Origin of the sequence: Streptomyces sp. NPDC057136, assembly GCF_042670885.1 — a bacterium.
GTDB lineage: Bacteria > Actinomycetota > Actinomycetes > Streptomycetales > Streptomycetaceae > Streptomyces.
Map to the genome: position 1 here is coordinate 382,657 of NZ_JBHUUV010000002.1, position 17,884 is coordinate 400,540.

The window sequence follows — 17,884 nt, forward strand, 5'->3', positions numbered from 1 at the left end:
GCGGGCTTTTGCCGTTTGACACGGGGGCGGGTTGTACCGTCACACTCCGCAGCGACAGCACCGCGGGCAGCGTCATTGCGCTGCCCGGATGCCCACTGAGTGCCGACCGGAGAGAAGAGCGAAGTTGTCCCCGACCAGCGAGACCGCACAGGGCGGCCGCCGACTCGTCATCGTCGAGTCGCCTGCCAAGGCGAAGACGATCAAGGGCTATCTCGGCCCCGGATACGTCGTCGAGGCGAGCGTCGGGCACATCCGCGACCTCCCGAACGGCGCCGCCGAGGTGCCGGACGAGTACACCGGTGAGGTACGTCGTCTCGGCGTGGACGTCGAGAACGACTTCCAGCCGATCTACGTCGTCAACGCCGACAAGAAGGCCCAGGTCAGGAAGCTCAAGCAGCTGCTGGCCGAGTCCGACGAACTCTTCCTCGCCACCGATGAGGACCGCGAGGGCGAAGCCATCGCGTGGCACCTCCAGGAAGTCCTGAAGCCCAAGGTCCCGGTCCACCGGATGGTCTTCCACGAGATCACCAAGGACGCGATCCGGGCCGCCGTCGCCAACCCGCGCGAGCTCAACCAGCGCATGGTCGACGCCCAGGAGACCCGCCGAATCCTCGACCGCCTCTACGGCTACGAGGTGTCCCCGGTCCTCTGGAAGAAGGTCATGCCCCGCCTGTCGGCGGGCCGTGTCCAGTCCGTCGCGACCCGCCTCGTCGTCGAGCGGGAGCGCGAGCGCATCGCCTTCCGTTCCGCCGAGTACTGGGACCTGACCGGCACCTTCGCCACCGGCCGTACCGGTGACGCCTCCGACCCCTCGACGCTCACTGCCCGCCTCAGCGCGGTCGACGGCCGTCGCATCGCCCAGGGCCGCGACTTCGGTCCGGACGGCCAGCTCAAGTCGGCTTCCGGCCAGACGCTGCACCTGGACGAGACGAACGCCCGCGCCCTGGCCGCGGCGCTCGCCGATTCCACGTTCGCGGTCCGCTCCGTCGAGTCGAAGCCGTACCGCCGCTCGCCGTACGCGCCGTTCCGTACGACCACCCTCCAGCAGGAGGCCAGCCGCAAGCTGGGCTTCGGGGCCAAGGCCACGATGCAGGTCGCGCAGAAGCTGTACGAGAACGGCTTCATCACCTATATGCGTACGGACTCCACGACCCTCTCCGACACCGCGATCTCCGCGGCCCGGGCGCAGGTCACGCAGCTGTACGGAGCGAATTACCTGCCGGACAAGCCGCGCACGTACGCCGCCAAGGTCAAGAACGCGCAGGAGGCGCACGAGGCGATCCGTCCCTCGGGCGACCGCTTCCGTACCCCTGCCGAGACCGGCCTCACCGGCGACCAGTTCCGGCTGTACGAGCTCATCTGGAAGCGGACCGTCGCTTCCCAGATGAAGGACGCCGTCGGTAACTCGGTCACCGTCAAGATCGGCGGCCGGGCGAGCGACGGCCGGGACGCCGAGTTCTCGGCCTCCGGCAAGACGATCACCTTCCACGGCTTCATGAAGGCGTACGTCGAAGGCGCCGACGACCCGAACGCCGAGCTCGACGACCGCGAGCGGCGCCTGCCGCAGGTCGCGGAGGGCGACGCGCTGTCCGCCGACGAGGTCACGGTCGACGGCCACGCCACCAAGCCGCCCGCCCGCTACACCGAGGCCTCGCTGGTCAAGGAGCTCGAAGAGCGCGAGATCGGCCGCCCGTCGACGTACGCCTCGATCATCGGGACGATCCTGGACCGCGGCTACGTCTTCAAGAAGGGCACGGCGCTCGTCCCGTCGTTCCTCTCCTTCGCCGTGGTCAACCTGCTGGAGACGCACTTCGGCCGGCTGGTCGACTACGACTTCACCGCCCGTATGGAGGACGACCTCGACCGCATCGCGCGGGGCGAGGCCCAGTCCGTGCCGTGGCTGAAGCGTTTCTACTTCGGTGCGGGCGAGGACACGGCCGGTGCGGGTGCGGCCTCCGACGTGGGCAACGGCGACGGCGACCACCTCGGCGGCCTGAAGGAGCTCGTCACCGACCTCGGTGCGATCGACGCCCGGGAGATCTCCTCGTTCCCCGTGGGCGACGGCATCGTGCTGCGCGTCGGGCGCTACGGCCCGTACATCGAGCGTGGCGAGAAGGACTCCGAGGGTCACCAGCGCGCCGATGTGCCCGAGGAGATGGCACCCGACGAGCTGTCCGTGGAGTACGCGGAGGAGCTGCTGGCGAAGCCGAGCGGTGACTTCGAGCTCGGTGCGGACCCGGTGAGCGGGAACCAGATCATCGCGAAGGACGGGCGCTACGGCCCGTACGTCACCGAGGTGCTGCCCGAGGGCACGCCGAAGACCGGCAAGAACGCGGTGAAGCCGCGGACCGCCTCGCTCTTCAAGTCGATGTCGCCGGACACGGTGACGCTGGCCGACGCGCTCAAGCTGATGTCGCTGCCGCGTGTGGTCGGTGAGGACGCCGAGGGTGTCGAGATCACCGCGCAGAACGGCCGCTACGGTCCGTATCTGAAGAAGGGCACGGACTCGCGGTCGCTGACCTCCGAGGACCAGCTCTTCGACATCACGCTCGAAGAGGCCCTGGCGATCTACGCCCAGCCCAAGCAGCGCGGCCGGGCCGCCGCCAAGCCGCCGCTGAAGGAACTGGGCACCGACCCGGTGAGCGGGGCCCCGGTGGTGGTGAAGGACGGCCGCTTCGGTGCGTACGTCACGGACGGCGAGACGAACGCGACGCTTCGGAGCGACGACAGCGTCGAGGACATCACGCCGGAGCGCGGCTACGAGCTGCTGGCCGAGAAGCGCGCCAAGGGACCCGCCAAGAAGAAGACGGCGAAGAAGGCCCCGGCAAAGAAGGCCACGGCGAAGAAGACGACCACGGCCGTGAAGAAGACGGCGGCGAAGAAGACGGCCGCCAAGAAGACCACGACTGCCAAGAAGACGACGACGGCCAAGAAGGCCACAGCGGCGAAGAAGACGGTCTCGTCCGCCTCCACGGAGGACTGACCGAGGACTGACGGAGCACGCGCACACGGGACGGCGGGGCCTTCGGGCCCCGCCGTCCCGTATTTCGTCCCAGCCCCGCAGGTGCCGGCCCCACCCCCCGACGGCCGTATGTTCGGATGGGGCCAACGGTGACCGCACCGCTCCGGATAGGCTGGGCGGATGACGCGAGCCGAGCAGCCAACGGTCGTGAGCCCCACCTCCGACACACTTGCCGCAGACTCACGCGAGCGCGCCGTACGAGCCCTGTTGCGTGTTCCCCCGCTGAAGCGGTTGTGGAGCGCCCAGCTCGTCGGGAGTATCGGCGATGCACTCGCCCTTCTCGTGCTGGTGCTGTTGTCGCTGCAAGCAGCGGTCCTGGAGGGCTCATTCGGAGCCGGATACCGAGGGGCGGCCTTCGCCGTCGCCGCGGTGTTCGGTGCCCGGATTATTTCCACGGTGCTCTTCGGAGCCGTACTCCTGGGGCCACTGACGTCGCTCACGGGACCGGGCGGGCCGGTGGACCGGCGCTGGCTGATGATCGGGGTGGACGGGCTGCGGCTCGCGCTGCTGGTCGTCGCCCCGCTGTGGATCGACTGGATGCCCGACAAGGCACTCATGATGATCCTGATCACCGTCTTCGTCACCGGCGTCGGTGAGCGGCTGTGGACGGTCGCGAAGGAGAGCGCGGCCCCCGCGCTGCTGCCCGCCCCGCCCGCCGAGGGCGCCGCCGTGCGACCGCTGCCCGACCACCGTGACGCACTGCGCAGGCTCTCCCTGCGGACGAACTTCCTCGCGGTCCCCGCCGCCGGCGCGGCCCTGCTGATCGCCACACTGATCGGCAATCTGCTCGGCGCGGGACTCGACTGGTTCTCGTTCCACCAGGCGGCACTCGGTTCGTACGTCGCGGCCGGACTCTTCTCCGCCTCGATCTCGACCCTGTACTTCCTCGAACTGCCCGGCACACCGACGCCCCGCCCGCGTTCGCCCCTGGAGGGCCTGCGCCGTCCGGCCACCGGTACGGGACCCGACAAGGGCCGCACCGGCACGGTTCCGCTGGTCGTCGGCGCCTGCGCCGCGGTCGCCGGGGCGATCGCCGCCGCGGCGGCCGTCTCCGTACTGCACGCGCTCGACCTGGGTGGCGGCCCCGCCACGTTCGCGCTGCTCATCGTGGCGCTGACCGGCGGCACCGGCCTCGGTATCCGTACCGCGCAGAAGGTGCTGCCCACCCTGTCGCGGCGCCGTCTGCTGGCCTTCGCCACCGCCGTCACCGGAGTCGCGCTCCTCGCGCTCGGCCTGGTGCCGGACACGGCGACGGGGCTGCTTCTCGCGCTCCTCGCCGGTTACGCGGCCGGTGTCGCCGCCCGCACGGGGCACACGATCATCGACCAGGAGACCGAGGAGTTCCGGCAGGCCAGGACCACCGAACACCTCCAGGCCGTCGTCCGGGTGCTCATCGCGCTCGGCGCCGTCGGCGGCCCGCTGCTCGCCGCCGCCATCGGCCGGCACCGCCTGGCCTCCGGTGACTTCGTCTTCGCGCACGGCGGGGCAGCGTTCGCGCTGATGCTCATCGGCGCGCTGCTGCTGCCCGTCGCCGCGGTGCTCCTCGCCAGGACGGACGACCGCGCGGGCGTGCCGCTGCGGCGCGATCTGCGCGAGGCCGTGCGCGGCGGCGACCCCACGGTCGCGCCCGCCGCCACCGGCTTCTTCCTCGCCCTGGAGGGCGGCGACGGGGCCGGCAAGTCCACCCAGGTCGAGGCGCTCGCCGAGTGGATCCGGGCCAAGGGCCACGAGGTCGTCGTGACGCGAGAGCCGGGAGCGACGCCGGTCGGCAAGCGGCTGCGGTCGATCCTGCTCGACGTGTCGTCGGCCGGGCTCTCCAACCGGGCCGAGGCCCTGCTGTACGCCGCCGACCGCGCCGAGCACGTCGACTCGGTCGTACGTCCGGCGCTGGAGCGCGGTGCGATCGTCATCTCCGACCGGTACATCGACTCGTCCGTCGCCTACCAGGGCGCGGGCCGTGATCTGTCCCCGACCGAGATCGCCCGGATCTCCCGGTGGGCGACGAGCGGCCTCGTACCGCATCTGACGGTGCTGCTGGACGTGGACCCGGAGACCGCGCGCGAACGGTTCACGGAGGCACCGGACCGGCTGGAGTCGGAGCCGCCGGAGTTCCACGCCCGGGTGCGTTCCGGCTTCCTCACTCTCGCGGCGGCCGACCCGGTCCGCTACCTGGTGGTGGATGCCGGCCAGGAGCCGGAAGCGATCACCACCGTCGTACGCCACCGGCTCGACCGGCTCCTTCCGCTCTCCGAGGCCGAGATCAAGGCCCAGGAGGAGGCGCGCAGGGCGGCCGAGGAGGAGGCCAGGCGCAAGGCCGAGGAAGAGGCGGCCCGCAAGGCCGAGGAGGAGCGGCTGGAGCGCGAGCGGCAGGAACAGCTCGCCAAGCTCCGTGCCGAGGAGGAGGAGCGCAAGCGCCGCGAGCTGGAGGAGGCGCGGCAGCGCGAGGCCGAACGGCAGGCCGAGGAGGCCCGGCTGCGGGCCGAGGAAGCGCGTCGTCTCGCGGAGGAGGAGCGGGTCAGGCGCGAGGCCGAGGAGCAGGTGCGCGCGGCCGAGCAGGAACGCCTCCGCAGGCAGGCCGAGGAAGAGGCGCGGCTGCGCAAGGAGGCGGAGGCGCGGCGTCTTGAGAAGCAGCGCAAGGCGGAGGAGGCCCTGCTGAGGGCCGAGGAGGCACGGCGTCAGGCGGAGGCGGAGGCCGCGTCCAGGGCGGAGGCGGAGGCTGCGTCCAGGGCACAGGCAGAGGCTGCGTCCAGGGCACAGGCCGAGGCTGCCGCCGCTGCGGCAGCGGAGCGTGCCGAGCGCTCACAGCCGTCCGCTCCGTCCGACGGGTCTGACCGCTCCGACCGCTCCGGGCCGTCCGTGCCCGACAACGAGCTCACGGTGCCGACGCCGATCGTCGGGGCGAACGAGGTGACGCAGCCGGTGCCTTCGCCGGTGGCGCCCCCGGCCGACCGCCCGCACTCCGACCGCTCTCCCCGCTCCGGCCGTCCGGTCGCGGACGACGCCGAAACGGCCATGCTGCCGCGGGTGGACGATCCGGCCGGGCGCCGTCCGGCACGGGACGCGGACGAGACGACGGTCCTGCCGTCGGTACGGGACGAGGCACCGTCCGACCGTGTGCCGCCGGGCATCTTCCGCGACGAGCGTCCTGCCGCGCCCGCTTCGGAGAGCGAGAACGAGCGCACGCGCGAGCTGCCGCAGATCAGCGACGACCCGCGGGCCACCCAGGACGCGTACGACCGTCAGGCCCGCCAGAAGCGCCCCCGTCCCGACTGGGCCGAGGAGACGCCGCTGGACGACCTGCCGTCCCTGGCCGACGAACTGCTCGGCGGCCATGACGAGGACCCGGGCCCGTCCGGCCGGGGCCGGCGTCCGCGCGGCTGACCGTCTGCCCGACTCCCCTTATCGGCGGGCCCGGAATTCCGGGCCCGCCGATGGCGCGTAACCGGCGGCCGCGTCCGGGGGAGCCTGCTCGCCCCTCAGGCCGGAAAGCCGGGATTGTCAGACCCTTCCCCCACAATGGGAATCCGGCCCGACCGCAACACGAACGCGCGCCGCACCACCCCGCCAACGCACGACGCACCATCACACCACCGGAAGGGCGGTGACCCATGACCGTATGGGACGACCTCGTCGGACAGGACCGGGTGCAGGCGCAGCTCGCTGCGGCCGCCCGGGATGCCGATGCGCTGGTCACCGCCATCTCCACGGGTGAGCCCGTGCCCCCGGGCTCGAGGATGACGCACGCCTGGCTGTTCACCGGACCGCCCGGGTCCGGGCGGTCCACCGCCGCCCGTGCCTTCGCCGCCGCGCTCCAGTGCACCAGCCCGGACCGGGCCCTCGGCGGCATCCCGGGCTGCGGCTTCTGCGACGGCTGCCACACCAGCCTGGTCGGTACGCACGCCGACGTCGACGTCATCCGCACCGACCTGCTGTCGATCGGTGTGAAGGAGACCCGAGAGCTGGTCCGCCGCGCCCAGCTCTCCCCGGCCATCGGCCGCTGGCAGGTCATCGTCCTGGAGGACGCCGACCGCCTGACCGAGGGCGCGGGCAACGTCCTGCTGAAGGCCGTCGAGGAGCCCGCCCCTCGCACGGTGTGGCTGCTCTGCGCGCCCTCCCTGGAGGACGTCCTGCCCACGATCCGCTCCCGTTGCCGCCACCTCACGCTCCGCACACCGCCCGTCGAGGCCGTCGCCGACGTCCTGATCCGGCGGGACGGCATCGACCCCGAGCGTGCCGCGTCCGCGGCCCGCGCCACGCAGGGCCACATCGGCCGGGCCCGTCGCCTGGCCACGGACGAGCGGGCCAGGGCCCGCCGCGCTGCCGTGCTCAAGCTCCCGCTCCGGATCGACGATGTCGGCGGCTGCCTGAAGGCCGCCCAGGAGCTGATCGACACCGCGACCGATGAGGCCAAGCAGGTCTCGGACGAGGTCGACGTCAAGGAGACCGAGGACATGAAGGCGGCCCTCGGCGCTGTCGCCGGAGGTCGGATGCCCCGTGGCACGGCGGGGGTGATGAAGGAGCTGGAGGACAGACAGAAGCGCCGCAAGACCCGTTCGCAGCGTGACAGCCTCGACCTGGCGCTCACCGATCTGACCGGTTTCTACCGCGACGTACTGGCACTCCAGCTCGGTTCGCGGATCGCGATCGCCAATGTCGACGCGGAGGACGCGCTCGACCGGATCGCCCGGTCGTCGACCCCCGAGCGCACCCTGCGCCGGATCGAGGCGGTGATCGCCTGCCGCAAGGCGCTCGACCGCAACGTGGCACCGCTGCTCGCGGTGGAGGCGATGACGATGGCGCTCCGGGCCGGCTGACGCAGCAGCGTAGGTGGGGCGGGTATTAATCCGAATGAGTAGGGAATCGGACGAGTCGTCACTCGGCGGCTAGGCTCCGGGGATGGACACCAGGCGCCTGCTCCGCATCTCCGCCACCGCGCTCGGCACTGCCGGCCTCCTCATCTCCGGCTGCAGCAGCGGATCGTCGACGACGAGTGCGTCGGCCGCCGGAGCCGCGGCCCCCAAGGATCTCAAGCCGTATTACGCGCAGAAGCTGAGCTGGCGGGACTGCGGTGCGGAGGGCTTCCAGTGCACCACCATGAAGGCGCCGCTGGACTACGCGAATCCCGATGACGGGGACATCAAGCTGGCCGTCTCCCGCAAGAAGGCCACCGGACCGGGCAAGCGGATCGGCTCGCTCCTGGTGAATCCGGGCGGCCCGGGCGGTTCGGCCATCGGCTACCTCCAGGGGTACGCGGCCATCGGCTACCCGGCCCCGGTCCGCGCCCGCTATGACATGGTGGCCATCGATCCGCGCGGAGTGGCCCGCAGTGAGCCCGTCGAGTGTCTGACCGGCAAGGAGATGGACGCCTACACCCAGGTCGACCAGACCCCCGACGACGACGCCGAGATCAGCAAGCTGAGCGCCGCCTTCGAGAAGTTCGCCGACGGCTGCGAGAAGCGTTCCGAAAGAATCCTCCCGCATGTCTCCACTGTCGAGACGGCCCGCGACATGGACGTCCTGCGCGCCCTGCTGGGCGACGAGAAGCTGCACTACGTCGGGGCGTCCTACGGCACCTTCCTCGGTGCGACGTACGCCGAGCTCTTCCCGGACCGGGTGGGCCGGCTGGTCCTCGACGGTGCGATGGACCCGTCCCTCCCGGCGATCGACATCAACCGCGACCAGACAGCGGGCTTCGAGGCGGCGTTCCAGTCCTTCGCCGCGGACTGCGTGAAGAAGGAGGACTGCCCCCTCGGCACCACCTCCACCGACGCGGCGGGCACCGCGCTCAAGCAGCTCTTCACGGACCTGGACGCCAAGCCGATCCCGACCGGCGAAAGCCGGAAGCTCAGCGAGTCGCTGGCCACGACCGGCGTGATCGCCGCCATGTACGACGAATCGGCCTGGCCGCAGCTCCGTGAGGCCCTGGCAGGCGCCGAGCGCAGCGACGGCTCGGGTCTTCTCGCCCTCGCCGACAGCTACTACGAGCGCGAGCCGAACGGCTCGTACGCCAACCTCATGTTCGCCAACGCGGCCGTGAACTGCCTCGACCTGCCCCCGGCCTTCGACACTCCCACCGCAGTCCGGACGGCCGTCCCCAGCTTCGAGCAGGCGTCCCCGGTCTTCGGCAAGGGCTTCGCCTGGGCGGCCCTGAACTGCGGCTACTGGCCGGCCGAGCCCACCGGAACCCCCCACCGCACCGAGGCGAAGGGCGCGGCGCCGATCGTCGTGGTCGGCACCACCAGGGACCCGGCCACCCCGTACAAGTGGGCCGAGTCGCTCGCGGACCAGCTCTCCTCCGGCACCCTCCTCACGTACGAGGGCGACGGCCACACGGCGTACGGCCGGGGAAGCGACTGCATCGACACGGCGATCAACACGTACCTGCTGGAGGGCACGCCTCCCAAGGACGGCAAGAAGTGCTCCTGACCGGCGCCTGACCTGCGGATACGTCTCCGGGGGCGGCCGGTGCGGAGCACCCCCGGAAACTGTGTAGACTTGGGCCCGCTGCTGATCGCACCATAGTGCGACAGGGCGTGCCGCCTTAGCTCAGTTGGCCAGAGCAACGCACTCGTAATGCGTAGGTCTCGGGTTCGAATCCCGAAGGCGGCTCCGTTGAAGCCCCAGGACTCACTAACCGTGACCTGGGGCTTTTGCTTTTACTGGATGCGGCGACGACGCCGAGCGCGGGCCGCGCGAGTGTCGACGGTCTCAGTTCTGGTCTCAGTGGGGCCCGGATCCGGCTTCGTTGGCGAGGGGACGAAGAACTCGCCCATGCGACGCATGGCGTCCTTCGATAGGTGAGACCGCCCCTTCACGTAGCGCCGGGTCTGGCTGATCTGGGTGTGCCGAAGGATCTCCATGATCGTGGGCATGTCCACCCCCAACTCGTTCAGGATCGTGCCAGCAGTGTGGCGACTGCCGTCGTACAGGCGGCGGTCGTCGATCCCAGCCTCCCCGAGCAGTTGCTTGAACTCTTCGTAGTCGGCGCGCGGGTCAAGGGGACGCCCATCCGAGTGCGGCGATGCCCCGGATCGTCGCCGGCCTGGACGGACGCAGATTGGTTGCAGCCGGCCCCTGAGACGACGGTCGAAGAGATCGAAGACAAGCCGTCGCCCGCGTCTGCCACGGGTGGGCCGCCGCCACCGCCGACCCCTCCGTTCCCACCACTGAGTCCCAGGCCCGCATGGCGCTGGGGGACAAGGCCGTTGACGGCGGGGCCGCTCCGAACCTGCTCCGCCCGGGGCTGGAGAGCGCTGCGGCGCGGCCCGGTGTCATGGGGCGTACGGGCTTGGCTCGGTCGATGCGGTAGAGGTAGGCGACCAGCGGGCCCCGCCGTCGGCGGGGGCGTTCGAGCTGTGCGGCGACGTCCTGCCCGCCGGGCCGTAGCCCGAGGGACCGGAGTTGGCGGCGGGTCGCGTAGCCGTCTGGGGCGAGGCGCCACCGGTAGATGGGCAGGGTGGCCATCAGGCGACCATGCGTTTCCACGCGGACCGCAACCGGACCTCGGAAGCGGAATGGCCGGCAGACCGGAAGCGGCTCGCCATCTCCCGGTAGGACAGAGCGGGCGTCTCGCTGTGACGGATCTGCTCGACCAGCGCGTCCAACGCCTCATAGGTGAGAACGGGGGCTGTCTCCAGGGCGAGCTGCGTGACCGACTCGGTGGGGCCCCAGACCGGCAGTTCCCAGCGGGGTGTGACGCCGGGCGTGACGCGGGTCGTCACGCTGGTCAGCGCCCTGCCCGTGCCCTCCCCCTTACGCGTCGTCTCCAGCGTCGACCAGGCCCGGGAGAGGGTGTTGGCGGTCTTTGCCTGGACCTGTGCGACGCGGGCCCCGGCCTGCGTCACAGCGGTCAGCCGGGTCTCCTCCGTGGCAGCCTCAGACCGCAGTCGGGCGCGGGCCACGGCGGCTTCGTCGCGGGCTTCCTGCTGGATGCCCTGGATCGCGTCCAGCGCCTGGCCGGTGAGTGCGGTCCGCTCCCACAGCCCGTGCACCAACCACAGGGCTTTGGCCGCGACGGGTAGCCAGGCAACAGCCAGCCACGCGCCGGCCGATCCCTCGGCGGTGAGCGCGTGAGCAATCAGGACGCCAGTCGCGATCAGACCGAAGGACCAACCGACGCCGGTAACGACGTTGCTGTGGTCGCCCTGCGCGGCCAGGCGGCGCTCGTAGGCGAGGGTGGCGAGCCATCCGCCGTCGATCCCGAGGCCGACGACCAGAGCGACAGGCCACGGCATCGCCGTGCCGAGCCACATCACGACGACGGCCAGCGTGAGGACCATCGACACCGCCGTCATCGCGACGGCGGGCAGCACGGTCTTCCCCTTCATGCCGCACCCCCGTCCGACGGCCGGACCTCGGCAGCGGCGATGAGCGAGACGCGCACCGGGTGAGGGTGGTACTCCGGCCCGGTGTCCTCCGTCCACTCCCACTCGGCCCCGTCGACCAGGACGAACCCGAGGGACGCGAGAGCCGCCTCGCGCTCGTTGATGCTCGGAATCTCCGTGGACGTGGGCCAGGTGTGGACCGGCCAGTCACTGACCCTGCCGGTCATGGCCACGAACATCTGCCAGCACGGGCCGGTGGTGCGCTGCGGTGCGGTCGTTCCGCAGCAGCGCAGACCGAGCCGCGCCCTCAACGTGCGCCCGTTCATACCGAACCTCCGGACAGCGGAGGGTTGGTCATGCCGGTCAGGGTGGCGATGTCGTCGCCGGTGAGGATGGTCCGTTCGTCCATGGCCAGGGCCACGGTGCGGATCTCACGCCACAGGTAGCCGATCTTGCGGCGGGCCATGCCGCGGACCATGCCCCAGGACTTGCCGTCCTGGGGGGTGTGGTCGCGGCCCAGGTCGTACCCGAAGTCGGCGAGTACGTCGATGGCCTGCTCGCGGTCGTGGTCGGCGTTGCAGGCCAAGGCCCGCTCCGGCGTCCACAGGCCGTACGTCAGCAGGTACTGCACCTGGGCGATCTCACCGGCAGCGTGCTGTGCCGCGAAATGCCACGGATTGAGGTCGTGCGTATTGAACGCCGTGTTGCCGGTAAGGGTCCACTCGTCTACTTCGGGGGACCAGGCGATGACCTCGCTGGTCAGGACGCACATCCCGTAGGCCATGGCCAGCACCGCGTGACCGGCCTCGTGAAACGCCATGCCAAGCCGCGCCTGCTCGTAGCCGAGCGAAATCTCGAAGGACGCCCGGGGGTTTCCCCGGTGGTCGAGCAGCCTCTCGGGGGCGGGGGCGATGGCCATCATGCGGCACCGCCCGACAGCACCGAGTCGGCGCGGTTGGTCAGGTCGCGGCGGGCGGCCAGCACCCGCCGGCGGGCCCGGCGGATACGCCGCTCGTCCAGCTCGGTGGCCAGGCGGTCGATGGTCATGATCTGCGCGTCCAGCAGGTCGACGTCCGCCAGGATGACGGGCATCTCCAGCTCGATCGCGTCCAGCTCAGCGGCCGACGGCTCCATATCGAGCGACGCGGCCGTAACGAGGTCCTGAAGTGCAGCGATGGGCTTCATGGGTCGTTATCTCCTAGGGGTGAGACGGCCCGAAATGAGGCCCCGGTGTTCGAGCACCGGGGCCTCGCGCCGTCTGGGTCGTTCGTGGACTACGAGCGACCGCGGCGACCCGGCACCGCAGCCCGCCGAAGAGGCGAGCCCGAATGCCGGGCACCGTGAGCGCTGGTGCTTCGGTTCTCCTGTTGCGCACGGCGCTGCTCGTTCCGGGGAGATCCGAAATCCCAGAAGTCTGAGGTCGCAGCTTCGAAGGTGTGCCGTGCGGTTCTTAGAGCCGATGGCGTTCCCCGGTCAGGGGGTGTGGGCCCCGGTGTGAAGGGGGCCGTTTCTCGGTCGGCTGGTCTCCACTCGCCTCGGCCGGAACTGTCGCGGCCGTCGTACTGCGGTGGATCACGCTGTGGAGTTGTTGAGTCATGCGTCCGCCGCCCGAAGGAGGGGAATAACGCGCAACCGGGCACACTTGAAGGAGCTGCACCGCTTGCTCAACTTGTTGGTACAAGTCGATGTAGTGATGGTGCACCCACGGAACGTCAGGCGTCAAGCGATCGGGGCCTACATGTACCAACAAGTTGAGCGAGTGCGTCATGATGGGGTCATGAGCAAGCAGCCGAAGTACCGGCAAGTCGCGGATGCTCTGCGCCGCGAAATCGACAACGGGACCTACTCGCCCGGGTCCCGACTTCCTTCGGAGAGCGAGCTGTCAGCCCGCTTCGACGCGTCGCGGAATACCGTGCGGTCCGGGCTCGGCTTGCTGGTCACGCAGGGCCTTGTCTCCTCAAGCCAGGGGCTCGGGTACGAGGTGTCCAAGCACGAGGTGTTCAAGCTGAACGCCTCCCGGTTCGAGAACCTGGACTTCCCGCAGAACGGTGACGCGTACAGCACCGACGTAACCGCCGCGGGCCGACGACCGCACCAGACGTTCAGGGTCGAAATCCTTCCTGCGCCGGCCGAAGTGGCAGAGCGGCTGAAGGTAGATGCTCAGTCCCGTGCGGTCCTGCGGTTCTGCCATCGGTACGTCGATGACGTGCCGTGGTCGACTCAGGCCACGTACTACCCCGCATGGCTCGCCGACGAGGCTCCCAGGCTTGCCGAGCCCGGAGACATCGAAGAGGGCACCACGCGCTACCTCGCCGCACGCGGGACCGAGCAGGTGGGGTACTTCGACGAGATTTCAACCCGCATGCCGACGCCCGACGAGGCGCGCCTGTTGGAGATCGGCGCGGGAGTGCCCGTACTTCTCTGGATGCGCACGGGGTACTCAGCAGAACGCCCCATCCGCTGCACCATCACGACGTTCCGGGGTGACCTGAACCGGATGAACTACGAGATCGGCGACCAGTCGGCCCGAAGCGAGATCGATCCCCAGTGAAAATCACGCCCGCACGCCCTGACGACGTATCCAAGCTCATCGCGTTTCGAGAGGAGGCTGCGGCTTGGCTCTCACGTCTCGGCAGCGACCAGTGGCAACGCCCATATCCTGCCGACCGGCTTGCCGCCGCGATCGAGGCGGGCTCCGTTTTCATGGTCATGGACGGCGACTTGACCGCAGCCACCATCACTCTCTCGCCGGAGGCGGAAGAGGGCTTGTGGACGGACGAGGAGTTGGCTGAGCCATCCATCTTCATCACCAAGCTGACTGTGGCCCGGACACACGCCGGGCAGGACCTTGGGGGTCGGGTGCTCAATTGGGCCTGCGACCGGGCCTATCGAGGTGGTGCAACTTGGCTCCGCCTCGACGCGTGGACCACGAACGAACCTCTACAGCTCTACTACCTCCAGCAAGGGTTCGAGCATGTCCGTACTGTCCGAGCTGGAGGTGCGGTGAACGGGGGACCGCGGGTGTCCGGGTGGCTCGCCCAGCGTCGAACGGCGCCGACCAAGCACGGATTCGAGAACGCTCCCGCCTGAAATCGACTTGCTTCCAAGCGCGGTAGAACTTTTCCAACTTCATCAAGGCGGCTCGCTCCGCTCACCGCGCGCAGGCCCGCCCCCGTGCTGGGCCTGCGCCCCTGTCTTCGCCCCGCTCCAGCCCGGTCGGCGCCTGTCCCGCACACAGCAATCAGCCGCCCGATGCCACGGAAGGGGGCACTTCGTGGCTGAGGCGGTCCACTCCACAGCTTTAGGCAGCCACTTTGGCGCGAGCCTCGAAGATCACGGCCGCAACGTCGTGATTGCCGGGCAGGTCCATAGGCGCCCAACGCGCCGGAAACTTAAGGGGCATGGTCACTCGCGCCGAAGCAGCTCCAGCCCAAAGCCGCTCCGCCGACCGCAGCTTCCGTGCCCCTACCGAATATCCCGCCACACCCGGCACATCGAGGTGTGAGGACCTACCCTGGGTTCACGGACGTCCGGGGATGCCCCGGTAACAGTCTTGTGCGTGACGGGGGTTGGGTGTGGTTAGTGCTGAGATCGCGCAGTGGGTGCAGCAGGCTGGTCCTGCCGTGACGGTTGCGGTGAGTGCCTACGGGGCGGCAGTGCTTACCCGGGCCCAGGACGCGGCCGCCGATGCCACAGTCGGTCTGGGGCAGCGAATCCTCCAGGCGGTGTGGCGGCGTGGGGACGAGGCGGGCCGGGCCGAGCTGGAACGTGTGGTGAACGAGGCCGTCGACGAACAGGACGATGTGTACACCACGGCCGTGCTGGTCAGGCTGCTCAAGAGCGCGTTGCAGGATGACCGCGAGCTGCGGGAGGAACTGACCGCTTTGCTGCCCGTGCCGACCGCGGGCACAGTCACCGTCACAGCGTCCGGTGAGCGGTCGATTGCCGCTCAGCACATCGGCACCGCGATCACCGGCGACGGTCACACCCCACCCCGGCCATGAGTACGGACGACGCCGTGTCCCGGCTGCGTGTCGAGGCCGTCGGAAACCGGTCGATCGCGGCTGGGCGGATCGGCAACGCCTACACCGGGGACGTGGTGCCGACCGAAGCGTTGTACGCGCCGGCGAAGGTCACAGCGGCTCCGGGCACGTCCAACCTGGCCCCGGACGCTCTCTGCCTGGGACGTAACGAAGAACTGGTCCGGTTGCGCCGCAGTTTGACTAACCAGTGTGAAGGCGCCATTACCCAGAGCGGGGCCGTGCACGGCCTGGGCGGGATCGGCAAGAGTGCCCTCGCCCTGCACTACGCCCACCGCCACCGCGGCGACTACACCCTAATTTGGTGGATCAACGCCGCGTCCTCCGACGAGATCGAGACCTCCCTCACCAACCTCACGCACATGCTCGTTCCCGACTGGGCCGCCATGGCCGGACGCGCCGCCCAGGTAGCGTGGGCGATGCAGTGGCTGGCCTGGAATCCGGGCTGGCTGTTGGTCTACGACAACGTCGAGAACCCCGACGACCTTGCCCCATACACCGGGGCACTCCACCAGGGGCACCACTTGGCCACCAGCCGCCGCACCACGGGCTGGCCCGACAACGTCCCCACACTGATCCTGGGCAACCTGGCTTCCGACGATGCCACCGTCCTGCTGTGCAGACTTGTCTTCAAGGACACTGCCCCTACGCCACGGCAGCAGGAGGACGCCCGCGCTCTGACCGCCGACCTGGGGCAATTCCCTCTGGCAATCAGGCAGGCTGGCGCCTACCTAGCGCAGAACCGCGGTGTCAGTCTCGATTCCTATCGCCGTCGCCTGGACACCAAACTTGACAAGACCGCCCATGGAATCGACGCCGAACGCACCATCGCCCGGATCTGGAACGTCACCTTCCACACCCTGGAGGAGGACAGTCCGCTTGCCGTGGAGGTACTGCATACCGCCTCCTGGCTCGCCCCGGACGACATCCCGCACACCCTGGTCACACCATCTGGTGCAGAGCCGGACGACATCGCGGAGGCCATCGGCACCCTGGCCGCCTACAGCATGGTTACCGACACCGGAAGCGGTCTCAGTGTGCACCGCATGGTCCAAACCGTCCTGCGCACTCCCCAAGACACCGTCGGCACGTACTCAGAGCGGCAGCTCCAGGGCCGCAACCGCGCCGAACAATGTGTCCTTCGCCATCTGACCCCGCCTCCGGGCCAGGGCAACACCACTAACAACCAGTGGGACTCCACTACGCCCCACCTGGTCACCCTCGCCGCCACGACTCCGCCCGGCCGCCACAACATCCCCCTTGCCGACGCGTATGCCACCGCTGCGAACCGTCTTCACCAACAAGGCCACACCGCCCGCACCATCCCCCTTTTTGAGGCCATTCTCGCGGAGCGCGAGCAGGTCCTCGGCGACACCCACCCCCACACCCTGACTAGCCGGAACAACCTTGCTGCGGCGTTTGAATCGGCGGGGGATCTGGGGCGGGCCATCCCTCTGTACGAGGCCGTCCTTGCCGAGCGCGAGCAGGTCCTCGGTGGCAGCCACCCCGATACGCTGACTAGCCGCAACAGCCTCGCCGGGGCGTTTGAATCGGCGGGGGATCTGGGGCGGGCCATCCCTCTGTACGAGGCCACCCTTGCCGAGCGCGAGCAGGTCCTCGGTGGCAGCCACCCCGATACGCTGACTAGCCGCAACGACCTCGCCTACGCGTTTGAATCGGCAGGGGATCTGGGGCGGGCCATCCCTCTGTACGAGGCCGTCCTTGCCGAGCGCGAGCAGGTCCTCGGCGACACCCACCCGCAAACCCTGACGAGCCGCAACAACCTCGCCTACGCGTACCAATCGGTGGGGGACCTGGAACGGGCTATCCCTCTGTACGAGGCCACTCTCGCCCAGCGCGAGCAGGTCCTCGGCGACACCCACCCCCACACTCTCTCCAGCCGCAACAACCTCGCCGGCGCCTACATGGCAGGGCGCGATCTGGGGCGGGCCATCCCTCTGTACGAGGCCACCCTTGCCCAATGCGAGCAGGTCCTCGGCGACACCCACCCCCACACTCTCTCTAGCCGCAACGACCTCGCCGGCGCCTACTTGGCAGGGCGCGATCTGGTGCGGGCCATCCCTCTGTACGAGGCCACCCTTGCCCAATGCGAGCAGGTCCTCGGCGACACCCACCTGCAAACCCTGTCTAGCCGCAACGACCTCGCCTACGCGTATGAATCGGTAGGGGATCTGGGGCGGGCTATCCCTCTGTACGAGGCCGTCATTGCCGAGCGCGAGCAGGTCCTCGGCGACACCCACCCCCACACTCTCTCCAGCCGCAACGACCTCGCCGGCGCCTACTTGGCAGGGCGCGATCTGGTGCGGGCTATCCGTCTGTACTCGGCCACTCTCGCCCAATGCGAGCAGGTCCTCGGCGACACCCACCCCCACACTCTCTCCAGCCGCAACGACCTCGCCGGCGCCTACTTGGCAGGGCGCGATCTGGTGCGGGCCATCCCTCTGTACGAGGCCACCCTTGCCCAATGCGAGCAGGTC

12 protein-coding genes, 1 tRNA gene and 2 pseudogenes are annotated in these 17,884 nt (G+C 69.7%); 9 read left to right on the forward strand and 6 right to left on the reverse strand.

The window, feature by feature from the left end; genetic code table 11:
• Positions 1–124 precede the first annotated feature (124 nt).
• The 5 genes from topA to ACFT7S_RS04335 all read left to right on the forward strand — a co-directional run bounded on the left by topA (position 125) and on the right by ACFT7S_RS04335 (position 9,631).
• Complete coding sequence (topA, locus tag ACFT7S_RS04315) at positions 125–2,983, forward strand: type I DNA topoisomerase (protein WP_382726725.1); 2,859 nt, start codon at positions 125–127, stop codon at positions 2,981–2,983.
• A gap of 159 nt (positions 2,984–3,142) precedes the next feature.
• Entirely contained in the window at positions 3,143–6,403 is a 3,261-nt protein-coding gene (gene tmk / locus ACFT7S_RS04320) for a dTMP kinase (RefSeq protein ID WP_382726728.1), read from the forward strand.
• A 227-nt stretch (positions 6,404–6,630) separates the two neighbouring features.
• Entirely contained in the window at positions 6,631–7,836 is a 1,206-nt protein-coding gene (locus tag ACFT7S_RS04325) for a DNA polymerase III subunit delta' (RefSeq protein ID WP_382726730.1), read from the forward strand.
• A gap of 82 nt (positions 7,837–7,918) precedes the next feature.
• Positions 7,919–9,448 carry an alpha/beta hydrolase gene (locus ACFT7S_RS04330; protein ID WP_382726732.1) on the forward strand — a complete coding sequence of 510 codons (1,530 nt, stop codon included), beginning with the start codon at positions 7,919–7,921 and terminating at the stop codon, positions 9,446–9,448.
• 109 nt (positions 9,449–9,557) lie between these two features.
• Positions 9,558–9,631 (forward strand) — tRNA-Thr (locus tag ACFT7S_RS04335).
• Between the two features lie 47 nt (positions 9,632–9,678).
• Here ACFT7S_RS04335 and ACFT7S_RS04340 read toward each other — a convergent pair.
• The 6 genes and pseudogenes from ACFT7S_RS04340 to ACFT7S_RS04365 all read right to left on the reverse strand — a co-directional run.
• A pseudogene (locus tag ACFT7S_RS04340) lies at positions 9,679–10,032 on the reverse strand (tyrosine-type recombinase/integrase); the annotation flags it as partial.
• A 217-nt stretch (positions 10,033–10,249) separates the two neighbouring features.
• A pseudogene (locus ACFT7S_RS04345) lies at positions 10,250–10,486 on the reverse strand (RRQRL motif-containing zinc-binding protein); the annotation flags it as partial.
• Positions 10,486–11,349 (reverse strand): protein spdB, encoded by an 864-nt coding sequence (locus ACFT7S_RS04350; protein ID WP_382726735.1) that lies wholly within the window; start codon positions 11,347–11,349, stop codon positions 10,486–10,488. The gene ACFT7S_RS04350 and the pseudogene ACFT7S_RS04345, both read right to left, overlap by 1 nt.
• Positions 11,346–11,672 (reverse strand): DUF6303 family protein, encoded by a 327-nt coding sequence (locus tag ACFT7S_RS04355; protein ID WP_382726737.1) that lies wholly within the window; start codon positions 11,670–11,672, stop codon positions 11,346–11,348. The genes ACFT7S_RS04350 and ACFT7S_RS04355 overlap by 4 nt, the downstream gene beginning before the upstream one ends.
• Positions 11,669–12,268: a hypothetical protein gene (locus ACFT7S_RS04360; RefSeq protein WP_382726740.1), complete on the reverse strand. Its 600-nt coding sequence runs from the start codon at positions 12,266–12,268 to the stop codon at positions 11,669–11,671. The genes ACFT7S_RS04355 and ACFT7S_RS04360 overlap by 4 nt, the downstream gene beginning before the upstream one ends.
• On the reverse strand, positions 12,265–12,531 hold the full coding sequence (locus ACFT7S_RS04365) for a DUF6284 family protein (RefSeq protein ID WP_382726742.1): 267 nt from the start codon (positions 12,529–12,531) through the stop codon (positions 12,265–12,267). The genes ACFT7S_RS04360 and ACFT7S_RS04365 overlap by 4 nt, the downstream gene beginning before the upstream one ends.
• Positions 12,532–13,123: 592 nt before the next feature.
• Here ACFT7S_RS04365 and ACFT7S_RS04370 point away from each other — a divergent pair.
• The 4 genes from ACFT7S_RS04370 to ACFT7S_RS04385 all read left to right on the forward strand — a co-directional run.
• On the forward strand, positions 13,124–13,897 hold the full coding sequence (locus ACFT7S_RS04370; RefSeq protein WP_382726827.1) for a GntR family transcriptional regulator: 774 nt from the start codon (positions 13,124–13,126) through the stop codon (positions 13,895–13,897).
• A complete protein-coding gene (locus ACFT7S_RS04375) occupies positions 13,894–14,436 on the forward strand; it encodes a GNAT family N-acetyltransferase (RefSeq protein WP_382726745.1) in 543 nt (180 codons plus the stop codon). The genes ACFT7S_RS04370 and ACFT7S_RS04375 overlap by 4 nt, the downstream gene beginning before the upstream one ends.
• A 533-nt stretch (positions 14,437–14,969) precedes the next feature.
• Positions 14,970–15,350 carry a hypothetical protein gene (locus tag ACFT7S_RS04380; protein ID WP_382726748.1) on the forward strand — a complete coding sequence of 127 codons (381 nt, stop codon included), beginning with the start codon at positions 14,970–14,972 and terminating at the stop codon, positions 15,348–15,350.
• Positions 15,347–17,884 (forward strand): tetratricopeptide repeat protein (locus ACFT7S_RS04385; RefSeq protein ID WP_382726751.1); only part of this gene is annotated, 2,538 nt, incomplete at its 3' end. The genes ACFT7S_RS04380 and ACFT7S_RS04385, both read left to right, overlap by 4 nt.